At 74.4% G+C, this 14,121-nt stretch carries 15 protein-coding genes; 6 read left to right on the top strand and 9 right to left on the bottom strand.

Going from position 1 to position 14,121, the window contains the following annotated elements; translation table 11 throughout:
- Window positions 1-31: 31 nt before the first annotated feature.
- The 6 genes from ACIP5K_RS08990 to ACIP5K_RS08965 all read left to right on the top strand — a co-directional run bounded on the left by ACIP5K_RS08990 (window position 32) and on the right by ACIP5K_RS08965 (window position 7,336).
- Window positions 32-1,114, top strand: coding sequence for an ADP-ribosylglycohydrolase family protein (locus tag ACIP5K_RS08990; RefSeq protein WP_401406972.1), 1,083 nt, complete (start codon window positions 32-34; stop codon window positions 1,112-1,114).
- Between the two features lie 508 nt (window positions 1,115-1,622).
- Window positions 1,623-2,783, top strand: a complete 1,161-nt coding sequence (locus tag ACIP5K_RS08985) for an ADP-ribosylglycohydrolase family protein (RefSeq protein ID WP_401406970.1) — start codon at window positions 1,623-1,625, stop codon at window positions 2,781-2,783.
- Window positions 2,780-3,940: an ADP-ribosylglycohydrolase family protein gene (locus tag ACIP5K_RS08980; protein ID WP_401406968.1), complete on the top strand. Its 1,161-nt coding sequence runs from the start codon at window positions 2,780-2,782 to the stop codon at window positions 3,938-3,940. Before ACIP5K_RS08985 ends, ACIP5K_RS08980 begins: the two co-directional genes overlap by 4 nt.
- Window positions 3,940-5,307 carry an ADP-ribosylglycohydrolase family protein gene (locus tag ACIP5K_RS08975; protein WP_401406966.1) on the top strand — a complete coding sequence of 456 codons (1,368 nt, stop codon included), beginning with the start codon at window positions 3,940-3,942 and terminating at the stop codon, window positions 5,305-5,307. Before ACIP5K_RS08980 ends, ACIP5K_RS08975 begins: the two co-directional genes overlap by 1 nt.
- Window positions 5,304-6,515 (top strand): CaiB/BaiF CoA transferase family protein, encoded by a 1,212-nt coding sequence (locus tag ACIP5K_RS08970; RefSeq protein WP_401406964.1) that lies wholly within the window; start codon window positions 5,304-5,306, stop codon window positions 6,513-6,515. The genes ACIP5K_RS08975 and ACIP5K_RS08970 overlap by 4 nt, the downstream gene beginning before the upstream one ends.
- Entirely contained in the window at window positions 6,512-7,336 is an 825-nt protein-coding gene (locus tag ACIP5K_RS08965; RefSeq protein WP_401406962.1) for an HpcH/HpaI aldolase/citrate lyase family protein, read from the top strand. The genes ACIP5K_RS08970 and ACIP5K_RS08965 overlap by 4 nt, the downstream gene beginning before the upstream one ends.
- A 22-nt stretch (window positions 7,337-7,358) precedes the next feature.
- On the opposite strand, the gene lgt is transcribed toward ACIP5K_RS08965, so the two are convergent.
- The 9 genes from lgt to ACIP5K_RS08920 all read right to left on the bottom strand — a co-directional run bounded on the left by lgt (window position 7,359) and on the right by ACIP5K_RS08920 (window position 14,115).
- Window positions 7,359-8,387 (bottom strand): prolipoprotein diacylglyceryl transferase, encoded by a 1,029-nt coding sequence (lgt, locus tag ACIP5K_RS08960; RefSeq protein WP_401406960.1) that lies wholly within the window; start codon window positions 8,385-8,387, stop codon window positions 7,359-7,361.
- Window positions 8,388-8,455: 68 nt separating this feature from the next.
- Window positions 8,456-9,232, bottom strand: a complete 777-nt coding sequence (locus ACIP5K_RS08955) for a DsbA family protein (protein ID WP_401406958.1) — start codon at window positions 9,230-9,232, stop codon at window positions 8,456-8,458.
- 79 nt (window positions 9,233-9,311) lie between these two features.
- Complete coding sequence (gene trpA / locus ACIP5K_RS08950) at window positions 9,312-10,127, bottom strand: tryptophan synthase subunit alpha (protein ID WP_401406956.1); 816 nt, start codon at window positions 10,125-10,127, stop codon at window positions 9,312-9,314.
- Complete coding sequence (gene trpB, locus ACIP5K_RS08945) at window positions 10,124-11,371, bottom strand: tryptophan synthase subunit beta (protein ID WP_401406954.1); 1,248 nt, start codon at window positions 11,369-11,371, stop codon at window positions 10,124-10,126. The genes trpA and trpB overlap by 4 nt, the downstream gene beginning before the upstream one ends.
- A 105-nt stretch (window positions 11,372-11,476) precedes the next feature.
- Window positions 11,477-11,623 (bottom strand): tryptophan biosynthesis modulator TrpM, encoded by a 147-nt coding sequence (gene trpM / locus ACIP5K_RS08940; protein WP_401406952.1) that lies wholly within the window; start codon window positions 11,621-11,623, stop codon window positions 11,477-11,479.
- A 9-nt stretch (window positions 11,624-11,632) separates the two neighbouring features.
- Entirely contained in the window at window positions 11,633-12,439 is an 807-nt protein-coding gene (gene trpC, locus ACIP5K_RS08935; protein ID WP_401406950.1) for an indole-3-glycerol phosphate synthase TrpC, read from the bottom strand.
- Between the two features lie 124 nt (window positions 12,440-12,563).
- A complete protein-coding gene (locus ACIP5K_RS08930; RefSeq protein WP_401406948.1) occupies window positions 12,564-13,019 on the bottom strand; it encodes a DUF2752 domain-containing protein in 456 nt (151 codons plus the stop codon).
- A gap of 100 nt (window positions 13,020-13,119) precedes the next feature.
- Entirely contained in the window at window positions 13,120-13,353 is a 234-nt protein-coding gene (locus ACIP5K_RS08925; RefSeq protein WP_401406946.1) for an HGxxPAAW family protein, read from the bottom strand.
- Window positions 13,354-13,467: 114 nt separating this feature from the next.
- Window positions 13,468-14,115 carry a TIGR02234 family membrane protein gene (locus ACIP5K_RS08920; protein WP_401406944.1) on the bottom strand — a complete coding sequence of 216 codons (648 nt, stop codon included), beginning with the start codon at window positions 14,113-14,115 and terminating at the stop codon, window positions 13,468-13,470.
- Between the last annotated feature and the right edge of the window lie 6 nt (window positions 14,116-14,121).

Here is a 14,121-nt window from a genome sequence, read left to right as displayed (position 1 = left end):
CACCCGCACGACCCCAGAAATGAGCATCACCATGAGCGTCAGCGTCGACCCGGACCCGTCGGCACGCCGGCTGCGCACGGTCCCGCAGCCCCCACTCCCGGCCCCGATCTCGCTGCGCGACCGCGCCCGCGGCGCGCTCCTCGGACTCGCCGTCGGGGACGCGCTGGGCGCCCCCGCGGAGAACATGAAGCCGTCCCAGATCCGCGAACGCTGGGGCCGCATCGAGGGGTTCGTGTCGGACAACCCGGCCGGCACGGACGACACCGAGTACGCGATCTTCTCCGGGCTGCTGCTCACCGAGCACGGCTCCGGGCTGACGGTCGAGCACGTGGAGCGGGCCTGGCACACCTGGATCGCGGACCTGGACGAGGGGCCGTTCCGGGGCGCGGGCTTCAGCGAGCGCGGCACCCTGGAGAACCTGCGCCGGGGGCTCGCCGCACCCATCTCCGCCCAGCACCGGCACGCCTGGAGCGACGGCCTCGCCATGCGCGCGGCGCCCTTCGGGGTGTACGCGGCCGGGCGCCCCGCCGAAGCGGCCCGGCTCGTGGCGATCGACGGCACGGTGTCGCACGACGGCGAGGGCATCCACGGCGGCCGGGCCGTGGCCGCCGGGGTGGCGGCCGCCATGGTCAGCCACAGCCCGGAGGCCGTCGTGCAGGCGGCCCTCTCGGTGGTCCCCGACGACTCCTGGACCGCGCGCTCCCTGCACCGCGCGGTGTCGGCGGCCCGGCGGGCGCGGCGCGATCCCGAGGGCACCCAGCTCTCCATGGAGCGGGCGGTGCGCAAGGCCGTCGTCATCGGCGGCTACCCGTGGACCGACCTGGCGCCCGAGGCCGTCGGGCTGGCGTTCGGGGCGTTCGCGGTGGCCCGGGGTGACTTCCGCGAGTCGGTGCTCACGGCGGTCAACATGGGGCGGGACGCCGACACCACGGCGGCGGTGGCCGGAGCGCTGGCCGGGGCGCTGCGCGGCGAGGGCTCGCTCCCGGCCGCCTGGGCCTCCGCGATCGGTCCCGTCCGCGGCAGTTGCCTGCCCTCCATGGCGGGCCGCCACGTCCTGGACGTCGCCGACAGCCTGACGCCCCCGCCGCCGGACAGCGCCGGGGCGGTGGCCTGATGCCCCACCCCACCGCCGTGACTGACGCTCGCGCAGTCCCCCGCGCCCCCGACCACCTCCCCACGCGCGCCACCGCCGTGGCTGATCGCGCAGTTCCCCGCGCCCCTGAGCACCTCCCCACGTGCGCCACCGTCGTGGCTGATCGCGCAGTTCCCCGCGCCCCTGAGATGCGCACTGCGTGCGCCATCTCATCGGGCGCCCACCCCGAGGGAGGCGCGCGAAGCGCAGCCGTCAGGGGCGCGGGGAACTGCGCGACCAGCCCCCACCGCCCCGCAGCCGACCGACCTCCCAGGGGCGCGAGGAACTGCGCGAGAAACCCCCACCGCCCCGCACCCGACCAACCCCCTAGGGGCGCGAGGAACTGCGCGAGAAACCCCCACCGCCCCGCACCCGACCAACCCCCCAGGGGCGCGAGGAACTGCGCGAGAAGCGGCCACCGACCCGCAGCCGACCGACCCTCCACCAACACGGCCCCCCACACCCAGCGCCGAACCGGAAAGGCCACCCCATGACCCGCGACCGCATCGAGGGACTCCTCCTCGGCATCGCAGCAGGCGACGCGGCGGGCTGGCCGTCAGGACGGCACCGCGCCGCCCGCCTCCCCGACTGGACCCGCCGCCTCACCCGAGAACTGGACACCTTCGCGGAGCAGAACGCGACGACCACGCTCCCCGTCCCGATCGCCCTGAACCAGCCCCCCGAACCCCTGCGCCTCGGCCCCTCCGACGACGCGGAGTGGGCGGCGTTCACGGCCCAGGCGATCCTCGCCGCGCACGCCGACGGCCTCGGCGACCTGCCCCCCGACCACCGCGTCCGCTCCGCGCTCTCCCTGGCCTGGAACACCCTCGCGGACGAGATCGCGGCGGCGGCGGCCCGCGCCGACGAGATCGAGTCGGCGCAGATCCCGCTGCGCGCCCGCATCTCGGTGCGGGCGGGCCTCGGCAACCTCGCCGCGGGCCTGCGCCCGCCCGCCACCGGGCACGACAACCCGCACTACTTCGACGACGCGGCCTGCGTACGCGCCGCCGTCCTCGCCGTGGTCCACCCGGGCGAACCCGAACGGGCCGCGGACCTCGCCGAGTTCGACGCCCGCTACACCCAGGACGGCGACGGCGTGCACGGCGCCCGCGCGATGGCGGCGGCCGTGTCCGCGGCGTTCGGCGGCGCGCTCGTGGACGCCTGCGTCGACGCGGCGCTGGCCCAGCTCCCCGAGGGCACCGAGATCCACCGCAACGCCCACCGCGCGGTCCAGCTGGGCCGCGCCGCGGCGGCGGCCCGCCCGGGCCTGCCCGGCAACGCGTTCGCCCTGGTCCCGGTCCTGGAACACGAGATCGTCGACCACGTCTACAGCTACGGCATCGCGGCCGCGGAGACCGTCCCGGTCGCCCTGGCCGTGGCGACGGCCGCCGCCGGCGCGGTGTCGGAGGCGGTGCCCACGGCGGCCTGCCTCTCGCGCGTCGCGGACAGCGCCCCCGCGCTGGCCGGCGCCCTCACCGGCGCGGTCGGCGGCGCCGACGCCCTCCCGGACAGCTGGCGCGACGCCTGCCGGATCCTCGCCGGCTGCGCCCTGCCGACCCTGGCCGGCACCGACCTCACGGACCTGGCGGCCCGCCTGGCCGACACCTCGCCCCACTCCCTCTCCCGCACCGCGGAAGGAACCCCGGCATGAGCAACGTCCCCTCCCTCCCGTCCCTGGAAGACCGCACCACCGGCGCCCTGGTCGGCGCGGCCGTGGGCGACGCGCTCGGCGGCCCCGTCGAGGGATGGACCCCCGAGGCCATCGCCGAGCGGCACAACGGCCGCGTGCGCGGCATCGTCGAGCCGTTCTACAAGGACGACTGGAAGACGGCCCGGCCCATCGCCCCGTACCACAAGGGCGACGGGCACGTCACCGACGACACCCTGATGACGCACGCGCTGATCCGCGTGTACGAGAAGGTCCGCGACCACCTCGACGCGTACGCCGTCGCCGACCACCTGGTGCCCGACCTGATCGGCACGCCCCGCTGGATCCCGGAGCTGGAGGCGGAGGCGCTGCCGTTGCAGCGCATCTTCCTCGCCGAGAAGTGGATCGTCGCCCGCATCCACTACGGGCACGTGGACCCGCGCGAGGCGGGCGTCGGCAACATCGTGAACTGCGGCGCGGCGATGTACATGGCACCGGTCGGCGCGGTCAACGCCGGTGACCCGCAGGCCGCGTACCAGGAGGCGCTGGACGTGGCGGGCGCCCACCAGAGCAGTTACGGCCGGGAGGCGGCGGGTGTCTTCGCGGCGGCGGTGGCCGCCGCGTTCCGGCCGGGCGCGACGCCCGAGTCGGTCGTCGAGGAGACGCTGCGGCTGGCCAAGGACGGCACCCGGTCCGCGATCGAGGCGGTCTGCGAAGTGGCCGCCCGGTACGACGACTTCGAGGCGGCGCTCGCCCCGCTGCGGGAGGCGGTGGCCCCCTTCGACACGGTCGGCCCCGAGTACCGCAAGCCGTCGCTCGGCGCCCGCCGCCCCTCCCGGCTGCACGCCATCGAGGAGCTGCCGGTGGCGCTGGGCATGCTGCTCGTCGGCCGCGGCGACTTCCGGCAGACCGTCCTCGGCTCGGTCAACTACGGCCGCGACTGCGACTCGATCGCGACGATGAGCGGCGCGATCGTCGGTGCGCTGTACGGGGAGCAGGCCGTCCCCAAGGAGTGGAGCACGGAGATCGCGCGGGCCAGCAGGCTGGACCTGCACGCCCCGGCCGCGTCCCTCGCGCGGGTCACCCGCGAGGTGCACGCCCGCGACCTGGAGCGCCGCCGCGCCCACGAGGCCGCGTTCGCGGCGATCGCGAGCCGGTGATGCTGCGACTGACCTGGGTGCAGCCCGAGGACCTGATCGGCCACGAGCTGCGCCAGGCGGCCCAGGACGGCCGTGACGCCACCGGCGCCGAGCGGCGCTGGGTGGCGGCGGGCGGCCATCTCGCGCCGGACCGGGCGGGCGCGTCCGCCGACCCGGCCCCACCCGGACTGCGGACCCTGGCGGAGGAGCTGCTGGACGAGCTGGCGGCCGCACCGGCCCCGCTCGCGGCGACCGAACCGGCGACGTACCGGAACCCCTCGGCACCCGCGCCGCCGCCCGCCCGCCCGGGCGACCCCGGCACCGAGCTGCGCCGGCTGCACGCCGCGTGGCTCGGCCGGGCGGTCGGCTGCCTGCTGGGCAAGCCGGTCGAGAAGCTGACCCTGACCGGCATCCGGGCGATCGCCCGGTCCACCGGCAACTGGCCCCTGACCACCTGGTTCACCGAGCGGGGCCTGGACCCGCGGATCGCGCGGGAACACCCCTGGAACCGCCGCTCGCGGCCCACCTCCCTCGCCGAGAACATCGACGGGATGCCGGAGGACGACGACCTCAACTACCCGCTGCTCGGGCTGCTCCTGCTCCAGCGGCACGGCCACGGCTTCACCACCGAGGACGTGGCGAAGCTGTGGCTGGACGAACTCCCGGCCGGGCGCACCTTCACCGCCGAGCGCGTCGCCTACCGCAACCTCCTCGCCGGGCTGGAGCCGCCGCTCACGGCGACGTACCGCAATCCGTTCCGCGAGTGGATCGGCGCCCAGATCCGCGCCGACGTCTTCGGCTGGACCCGGCCCGGCGATCCGGCCGGCGCCGCCGAACTGGCGCACCGGGACGCGTCGTTGACGCACACCGCCAACGGCGTCTACGGCGAGATGTTCGTGGCGGCGGCGATCGCCCACGCGGCGGGCCCGGCCCCCACCACCGTCCACGCGACGCTGGCCGCGGCGCTCGCCCACGTCCCGCCCCGCTCCCGCTACGCGCAGGCGATCCGGTTCGGCATCGACACGGCCGCCGCCGAACCCACCGGCACGCCCGAGGCGTTCGAGCGGGTCGTGGACGCCCTGCACCGGCGCTACGGCGACCACCACTGGGTGCACGTCCTGCCCAACGCGGCGCTGCTGGCCGCGGCCCTCACCCACGCCGACGGCGACTTCGCGGGCTCCATCTGCCGCGTGGTGTCCGGCGGCTGGGACACCGATTCCAACGGCGCCACGGCCGGCTCCATCGCGGGCCTGCTCGCGGGCGACCCGGACGCGCTGCCCGCGTCGTGGACGGCGCCGCTGAAGAACCGGCTCGCCACCACGGTCGCCGGTTTCGACGGCATCGGCTTCGACGAACTGGCCCGGCTCACTCTGGAGGCCCGCGCATGACGACCCCGCACCGACCCACCGGCGACGGCCCGCTGACCGGCCTGAAGGTCCTGGACCTGGCCACCCTCTTCGCCGGACCGCTCTGCGCGACGATGCTCGGCGACTTCGGCGCCGAGGTCGTCAAGATCGAGCACCCGCGCAAGCCGGATCCCTCGCGCGGCCACGGCCCGTCCAAGGACGGCGTCGGCCTGTGGTGGAAGACGCTCGGCCGGAACAAGCGGAACCTCACCCTCGACCTGTCCTCCCCCGGCGGCCGCGAGGTGCTGCTCAGGCTGGCCGCCGAGGCCGACGTGATCATCGAGAACTTCCGGCCCGGCACCCTGGAGAAGTGGCGGCTGGGCTGGGCGGAGCTGAGCGCCGCCAACCCCCGCCTGGTGCTGGCCCGCGTCACCGGCTTCGGCCAGTTCGGTCCGTACGCGCACCGCCCCGGATTCGGCACGCTGGCCGAGGCCATGTCCGGCTTCGCGGCGATCACCGGGGAGCCGGACGGGCCCCCGACGCTGCCGCCGTTCGGCCTCGCCGACTCCATCGCCGCGCTCGCCACCTCGTACGCGGTGATGGCGGCGCTGCGCGGCCGGGACGCCACGGGCCGCGGCCAGGTCGTCGACATGGCGATCATCGAGCCGATGCTGGCCATCCTCGGCCCGCAGGCCACCTGGTACGACCAGCTCGGTTACGTCCAGCCGCGCACCGGGAACCGCTCCACGAACAACGCCCCCCGCAACACGTACCGCACCAGCGACGGCTCCTGGGTCGCGGTCTCCACCTCCGCCCAGTCGATCGCGGAGCGGGTGCTGCGCCTGGTGGGCCGCCCCGAGTTCCTCGACGAGGACTGGTTCGCGACCGGCGCGGGCCGGGCCGCGCACGCCGACGAGCTGGACGAGGCGGTCGGCGGCTGGATCGCCGCCCACACCCGCGACGAGGTCGTGACGGCGTTCGAGCGGGCGCAGGCGGCGATCGCGCCGATCCACGACATCCGCGACGTGCTCCAGGACGAGCAGTACCGGGCGCTGGAGTCGATCACCGAGCTGCCCGACCCGGACCTCGGCACGGTGAAGATGCAGAACGTCCTCTTCCGCCTCTCCGAGACCCCCGGCGGGATCCGCTGGACGGGCCGCGGCCACGGCGCGGACACCGAGGAGATCCTGTCCGGCCTCGGCCTGTCGGAGGCGGAAGTCGCGGCCCTGCGGGAGGCTGGTGCGGTATGAGCACGATGTACGTCACCTGGCTGTACGTGCCCGGGGACCGGCCCGAGGTGGTCGCCAAGGCGCTGGACTCCGGCGCCGACGTGGTCCTGGTCGACCTGGAGGACGCGGTCGCCCCCGACCGCAAGGCGTACGCGCTCGACGCGACGGCCGAACTCCTCGCCGGCCGGCACCGGGTGCCGGTGCACGTCCGCGTCAACGCGCTGGACGGGCCGCTCGCCGAGCGGGAGGTGCGCCGGCTGGGCGGGCTGCCCGGCCTGGACGCGCTGCGCCTGCCGAAGGTGACCGGACCGGCGGACCTGGCCCGCGTCGCCGCCTGGGCGGACTCCGGGGAGACGGGGGTGCCGCCGCTGTACGCGCTGCTGGAGTCGGCCCTCGGCATCGAGCACGCCTTCGGCATCGCCGCCCATCCGGCCGTGCGGGGCATCGCGCTCGGCGAGGCCGATCTCCGCGCGGACCTGGGCGTCACGGACGCGGCCGGGCTGTCCTGGGTGCGGGGCCGGGCGGTGGTCGCCGCCCGCGCGGCCCAGCTCCCGCCGCCGCCGCAGTCCGTCTATCCGGACATCCGCGACACGGCGGGCCTGGCCCGCTCCTGCGCCGAGGGCCGTGCGCTCGGCTTCCTGGGCCGCACCGCGATCCACCCGCGCCAGCTCCCCGTCATCGAGGAGGCGTTCCGCCCGACGGAGGCCGAGGTGGCGGCGGCCCGTGACATCGTCGACGCGGCGAGCGCCGACGCGGGGGCGCTGGCGCTGGCCGACGGGCGTTTCGTGGACGCCGCCGTGGTGGCGGGCGCCCACCGCGTCCTCGACCTCGCGAACCGCTGACGCGCCTCCGCCGGCCGGGGGGTCAGCTCTTCTTGACCTCGGCGTCGGCCTCGGCCCCGGCCACCGGGCCGGTGTCGGAGCCGGATGCGGAGCCGGGCTCCGGCTCGGGGTCGCCCTTGCCGAGGTCACCCTTGTCGAGGTCGTCCTTGTTCGGGTCGTCCTTGTCCAGGTCGCTCTTGTCCAGGTCCACCTTGTCCTGGTGGTCCGCCGTGTCCTGGTCCAGGGCCGCGTCCTGCGCACCCGGCTCGACGACCTCTTCCCGCCCGGGCCGCTTCTTCGCCGACACCACCATGTACGCCACGGCGAGCAGGAAGATGATCATTGCGGTCCAGTCGTTGAGCCGCAGCCCCAGAATGTGGTGCGCGTCGTCCACGCGCATCCACTCGATCCAGAACCGCCCCACGCAGTACGACGCGACGTACAGCGCGAACGCCCGCCCGTGCCCGAGCCGGAACCGGCGGTCGGCCCAGATGACGAGCAGCGCGACGCCGATGCACCACAACGACTCGTACAGGAACGTCGGGTGGTACGTGCCCGGGACCCGGCCGTCGGTGTCCGAGGTGATCTTCAGCGCCCACGGCAGGTCGGTCGGCTTGCCGTACAGCTCCTGGTTGAACCAGTTGCCCCAGCGCCCCGCCGCCTGGGCCAGCGCGATGCCGGGGGCGAGGGCGTCGGCCCACGCCGGGAGCGGGATGCCGCGGCGGCGGCAGCCGATCCAGGCGCCGACCGCGCCGAGCGCGATGGCGCCCCAGATCCCGAGGCCGCCCTGCCAGATCTTGAAGGCGTCCACCCAGTCACGGCCGTCGCTGAAGTACAGCTCGTAGTCCGTGATCACGTGGTAGAGGCGCCCGCCGACCAGACCGAACGGCACCGCCCAGACCGCGATGTCGGCGACCGTGCCGGCCCGCCCGCCGCGGGCGATCCAGCGCCTGTTCCCGAGCCAGACGGCCAGGAAGACACCGATGATGATGCAGAACGCGTAGCCGCGGAGCGGGATCGGTCCGAGGTGGACGACCCCGCGCGACGGACTGGGGATGAAGGCAAGTTCCATGGCAGGCTCGACGCTACCGTGCCGGGCCGTGACCGCGTCCGGCAGCCCGGCTACGGCTCCATAACGGACTACTGGTCGGCGGCTTCGACCTGCTGCTTCAGCTTGTCCGGACTCAGCGTGTTCAGGTCCAGGGTCTTGCCGTTCAGGATCACCGTCGGGGTGCCCGAGAGCTTGTCGTCCTGGAACTTCTTGTAGGACTTCTGGATCCAGCTGTCGTGCCTGCCGTCGTTCACACACGACGTGAAGGTGTCCGAGGTCAGGCCGTCGACCTTGCCCGCGAGCTCGATCAGCCTGCCGTTCTTGGAGAACGCGTCGTCGGTCTCCTCCGGCTGGTTCTCGTACAGCACGTCGTGGTAGTCGCGGAACCGTCCGGCGTCCTGGGCGCAGCCCGCCGCGTTGCCCGCGCGCAGGGAGCCGCTGCCGCCCATGTTCGAGTCGATGAGGGTGACCAGGTGGTACTCGACCTTCAGCTTCCCGGCGTCGGTCAGCTCGTGGAGGGTCGTGCGGTACGTGTCCTCGAAGGACTTGCAGGCCGGGCAGCGGAAGTCCTCCCAGATGGTGAGGGTGGATTTGGCGGCTTCCTTGCCGACGGGGATCGCCAGCCGGTCCGTGCCGGCCGCCCCCTGCGGCGCGCTCACCGGGCCCGACGCGGTGTCCCCGCCGTCGTCGTCGCCCCCCGAATTGGCGGCGACCACGCCGATCACGGCGGCCAGGCCCAGGACGCAGACGACGGTCGCGCCCACGATCAACGTCCGGCGCCGCTTCTCCGCGGTCTTCTGCTTCTCTCGCTCCGCGGCCAGTCGCTCGCGGGCGGCGCGCTTTCCCTCTCGGTTCTTCTCACTCACACCCGCGCCAACGAGACGGGGAGGCACCAACGTGCCTCCCCGTGCCGTATTCCACCCGTAAGGGGTACGTGACTCCGTGTTACCGGGCGCCTCGGACGCCGTCGGCGAGCTCGGCGGCCAGGGCGCGGACGCCCTCCAGGCCGGCCTTCTCGTCGGGGGCGTCCAGCATCCGCTTCACGAACGCCGAGCCGACGATGACCCCGTCCGCGAACCCGGCGACCTCGCGGGCCTGCACCGCGTCGGAGACGCCGAGGCCGACGCAGACCGGCAGTTCGGTGGTGGAGCGGGTGCGCTCGACGAGGTCCTTGGCCTGGTTGCCGACCGACTCGCGGGTGCCGGTGACCCCCATCAGGGAGGCCGCGTAGACGAAGCCGGAACCGGCCGCCGTGATGGTGGCCAGCCGCTCGTCCTGGCTGCTGGGCGCCACGACGAAGACGGTGCCGAGACCCTGCTTCTCGGCGTGCTGCCGCCATTCGGCGGACTCCTGCACCGGCAGGTCGGGCAGGATGCAGCCCGCGCCGCCGGCCTCGGCCAGCTCGGCGGTGAACCGCTCGACGCCGTAGATGTAGATGGGGTTCCAGTACGTCATGACGAGCACCGGCTTGCCGGTGGCCTCGAACGCCTCGCGCACGGTGCGCATGACGTCCTTGATCTTCAGGCCGCCGCGCAGCGCGATGTCGTCGGCGGTCTGGATGACCGGGCCGTCGAGCACCGGGTCGGAGTGCGGCAGGCCCACCTCGACCACGTCGGCGCCGCCGTCGAAAGCGGCCTTGACCGCTTCGATGCCGCCGTCGACCGACGGGAAGCCGGCCGGGAGGTAGGCGATGAGGGCGGCGCGGCCCTCGGCCCGGGCACCGGCGAGGGTGTCGGACAGCAGCTGAAGGTTCCCGCTCACTTGGACTCCCCCTCGGCGGCGCTGTCGTACAGGCCGAAGTAGCGGGCGGCGGTGTCCATGTCCTTGTCGCCGCGCCCGGACAGGTTAATGACGAGGAGGCCGTCCTCGCCGAGCTCCCGGCCGACGTCGAGGGCGCCGGCGAGGGCGTGCGCCGACTCGATGGCCGGGATGATGCCCTCGGTGCGCGACAGCAGCCGCAGCGCCTGCATCGCCTGGTCGTCGGTGACCGCGCGGTACTCGCCGCGGCCGGAGTCCTTCAGGTAGGCGTGCTCGGGGCCGATGCCCGGGTAGTCCAGGCCCGCCGAGATCGAGTACGGCTCGGTGATCTGGCCCTCGTCGTCCTGGAGGACGTAGCTGCGCGACCCGTGCAGGATGCCGGGGCCGCCCGCGGTCAGGGTCGCCGCGTGCTCGCCGGTCTCGACGCCGTGGCCCGCGGGCTCGCAGCCGATGAGGCGGACCCCGGCGTCCGGGATGAAGGCGTGGAACAGGCCGATGGCGTTGGAGCCGCCGCCGACGCAGGCGATCGCGGCGTCGGGCAGCCGGCCCGCGCGCTCCAGGATCTGCCGGCGGGCCTCGACGCCGATGACGCGGTGGAAGTCGCGGACCATCGCCGGGAAGGGGTGCGGCCCGGCGACGGTGCCGAAGAGGTAGTGCGTCTCGTCGACGTTGGCGACCCAGTCGCGGAACGCCTCGTTGATGGCGTCCTTGAGGGTGCGGCTGCCGGAGGTGACGGCCTCGACCTCGGCGCCCAGCATCCGCATCCGGGCCACGTTCAGGGCCTGGCGCCGGGTGTCGACCTCGCCCATGTAGATCTTGCAGTCGAGGCCGAGGAGCGCGCAGGCGGTGGCCGTGGCGACGCCGTGCTGGCCGGCGCCGGTCTCGGCGATCACGCGGGTCTTGCCCATGCGCTTGGTGAGCAGGGCCTGGCCGAGCACGTTGTTGATCTTGTGCGAGCCGGTGTGGTTGAGGTCCTCGCGCTTGAGGAACACCCGGGCGCCGCCCGCGTGTTCGGCGAAGCGGGGCACCTCGGTCAGGGCGCTGGGACGGCCCGTGTAGTGCACGAGCAGGTCGTCGAGCTCGCGGGCGAACTCGGGGTCGTTCTTGGCCTTGTCGTACTCGACGGCGACCTCGTCGACGGCGGCGACCAGCGCCTCCGGGATGTACTTGCCGCCGAACGCGCCGAAGTACCCCTCCGCGCTGGGGATCTGGCCGTCCGGGTCGGGAATGAAGAACTCGCTGGGCATGCGTCTACCTCACGGTGGGTTCGGGTGATGACTCAACGCCGTGGGGGCATGGGTGTCACGTCGACCGCGGGCTGTTCGTGTCCGCTCGTGCCGTTCCCCGCGCCCCTAGTGGGGCGCTCGCCATCGCATGCCGTTGATCTGGCCCGGCTCCGCACCGATGTGGTAGCGCACGCGCCGTCCGCGCACCCGCCGCGCGGGAGCCCGGCAGCCGCGGGGGCGGCAGCCGGGAGCGAGGCGGGCGGCGATGGACATGGGGGGATCCTACCGCCCGTGCCGCAGGGCCGGGTGGGCGCCCGCGGCGACCAGGTCGGCGACGGCGGCCCGCGGGTCGCGGCCGGTGACGAGGGACTCGCCGACCAGGACCGCGTCCGCGCCCGCGTTGGCGTACGCGATGAGGTCGTGGGGGCCGCGCACCCCGGACTCGGCGACCTTGACGATGTGGTCCGGGATGTCCGGCGCGACGCGCTCGAAGGTGCCGCGGTCGACGGTGAGGTCCTTCAGGTTGCGGGTGTTGATGCCGATGACCTTGGCCCCGGCGTCCACCGCCCGCTCCACCTCGTCCTCGTCGTGCGCCTCGACGAGCGCGGTTAGGCCGATGGACCCGGCGCGCTCGATGAGGGACTCCAGCGCGGGCTGCTCCAGGGCGGCCACGATCAGCAGGGCGAGGTCGGCGCCGTACGCCCGGGCCTCCCACAGCTGGTACGACGTGACGATGAAGTCCTTGCGCAGGACCGGGATGTCGACCTTGGCGCGGACCGCCTCCAGGTCGGCCAGCGAGCCGCCGAAGCGGCGCTGCTCGGTCAGGACGGAGATGACGGCCGCGCCGCCCGCCTCGTAGTCGGCGGCGAGGCCGGCCGGGTCGGCGATCGCGGCGAGGGCGCCCTTGGAGGGGCTGGACCGCTTGACCTCACAGATGACCTTGACGCCGTCGCCGCGCAGGGCCGCGACCCCGTCCTTGGCCGCCGGAGCCGTCGCCACGCGCTCCTTGAGCTCGTCGAGGCTGACGCGCGCCTGCCTTTCCGCGAGGTCGGCACGGACTCCGTCGATGATCTCGTCGAGCACACTCACGCGAGCGGACTCCCTTCTGACAGTTCACTGGGCAGTCTGTTGGTCACTGAAATGGTATCCGGAGCCGGGCCGAGGCTCCGCATCCGGTTGACGATGGTCCCACTACCTGGACAGATACCGATGATCAAGGATGCAGGAAGCCACCGAGGGGCAGGTTCCGGACAACCGTGAAGACGAGCACCACCGCGCCGAGCGCCCACAGGTGCGCCCGGCCGGGCCGCAGGCCGCGGGGCGCGCCCCGCAGGCCCCGGGCGGCCCGCACGGTCCACACGGTCCAGCCCACGGCGAACAGGACGTAGCCGGCGACCGCGAGGGCGTTGGCGCCGAGTGCCGCCGTGAGGTCGCCGTGCACGAAGGCGTGGGCGCTGCGCAGCCCGCCGCACCCGGGGCAGTAGATCCCGAAGACCTGGAGGAGCGGGCAGGCCGGGTAGTGGCCCGGCTGGTTGGGGTCGACGGTGCCGACGTAGGCGAAGGCCGCCGCGACGCCGCCGAGCAGGCCCAGCGGTACCGCGGTGCGGCGCAGCGGGCCGGGCCGGTCGTGGGCGGTCGCGGGCGCGGTGTCGGTCGTGTCGACGGTCACGCGTGAATTCTGCCCCGGAGGCATGCCCTCCGCCCGTCGGCGACACGAAGAGGCGGCCGGCGACCGAGGTCGCCGGCCGCCTCTTCGCGGGGTGCGGGGCTCAGGCCTCCGCGCCGGACGGGCTCATCTTCAGCTCGGCGCGGCGCGGCTTGCCGAGCCCGGCGAGGTGCATCGCGCCGCCCGCGACGGCGGCCAGGACCAGCAGGGCCATGCCGACCCAGAAGCCGATGACGCTGCCGATCACCATGAAGGCGCCCGCGACGATGAAACCGATGAAGGCGATGATGACACCGGTCCAGGCGGCCGGGGTGTGTCCGTGGCTGCTGTCCGCCATGGCTTGCTCCTCGTTGCGTAATTCTCTCAGCTGACCAGCGCGTTGCTCAGGCTGCTTGCGCTCATTGTCCCGTACCGTCGCGCCGCCCCGGCACGGGGGGTTGGTGGACGGGCGTCAGGCGCCCGTCGGGTCCTCGCCGCGGTCCAGGGCCTTCCACAGGTCCTCGGGGCGGTCCGGGTCGAGGGCCTTCTGCGCGCGGGGCCGGGGGGCGCCCGAACGCTCGTAGCGGCCGCCCATCGAGGGCCAGGCCGCGCCGTAGACCACGGCGAGGATCCCGGCGATCAGGATGAGGGCGCCGCCGCCCGCCGCGACGTAGGGCCAGGCGGTGTGGGTGAGCGCGTCGATGGTGGTCGCGGCGTCGCCGGAGGCCTGGGCCGCCTTGTCGTCGAGGGCGGAGCTGTCGTCGGCGCCGAGCACGGCGGCGGCGACGGCGCCGGCCCCGGACAGGGCGAGCAGCGACGCGACCAGGAAGCGGCCCGCGCGGCGCACGGCGAACACGGCGACGAGGGCGGCGAGGCCCACGACGGCCAGGGCGGCCGGGACGCCGGTGACGTCGCTGCCCTTCGCGGAGAGCTTCAGGTCGCCGCCGGCGACGGCCGCGACGCCCGAGCACCATTCCTGGCGGGAGGCGAGCAGCGCGACCGCGGCGCCGAGGGCCCCGAAGAGCAGCGCGACGGCGAGGCTGCGCCGGCCGCGCTTGGCGGCGGGGCCGGACTCGGCGGCTTCGGTACGGGGGTGCGGTACGGCAGTCACGTACTCCACTATCGC

This window comes from Streptomyces sp. NPDC088785, from assembly GCF_044750685.1.
Taxonomy (GTDB): Bacteria; Actinomycetota; Actinomycetes; order Streptomycetales; family Streptomycetaceae; genus Streptomyces.
The sequence above is the reverse complement of the archived record's forward strand: the minus strand, read 5'-3'. Positions and strand labels throughout refer to the sequence as shown.

What these genes read in the sequence shown, in the direction of transcription:
- ACIP5K_RS08980 (WP_401406968.1), top strand. Translation starts at nt 2,780, where the DNA reads ATGAGCAACGTCCCCTCCCTCCCGTCCCTGGAAGACCGCACCACCGGC.
- ACIP5K_RS08965 (WP_401406962.1), top strand. Translation starts at nt 6,512, where the DNA reads ATGAGCACGATGTACGTCACCTGGCTGTACGTGCCCGGGGACCGGCCC.
- ACIP5K_RS08975 (WP_401406966.1), top strand. Translation starts at nt 3,940, where the DNA reads ATGCTGCGACTGACCTGGGTGCAGCCCGAGGACCTGATCGGCCACGAG.
- ACIP5K_RS08970 (WP_401406964.1), top strand. Translation starts at nt 5,304, where the DNA reads ATGACGACCCCGCACCGACCCACCGGCGACGGCCCGCTGACCGGCCTG.
- ACIP5K_RS08985 (WP_401406970.1), top strand. Translation starts at nt 1,623, where the DNA reads ATGACCCGCGACCGCATCGAGGGACTCCTCCTCGGCATCGCAGCAGGC.
- lgt (WP_401406960.1), bottom strand. Translation starts at nt 8,387, where the DNA reads ATGGAACTTGCCTTCATCCCCAGTCCGTCGCGCGGGGTCGTCCACCTC.
- ACIP5K_RS08925 (WP_401406946.1), bottom strand. Translation starts at nt 13,353, where the DNA reads ATGGCGGACAGCAGCCACGGACACACCCCGGCCGCCTGGACCGGTGTC.
- ACIP5K_RS08990 (WP_401406972.1), top strand. Translation starts at nt 32, where the DNA reads ATGAGCGTCAGCGTCGACCCGGACCCGTCGGCACGCCGGCTGCGCACG.
- trpB (WP_401406954.1), bottom strand. Translation starts at nt 11,371, where the DNA reads ATGCCCAGCGAGTTCTTCATTCCCGACCCGGACGGCCAGATCCCCAGC.
- trpM (WP_401406952.1), bottom strand. Translation starts at nt 11,623, where the DNA reads ATGTCCATCGCCGCCCGCCTCGCTCCCGGCTGCCGCCCCCGCGGCTGC.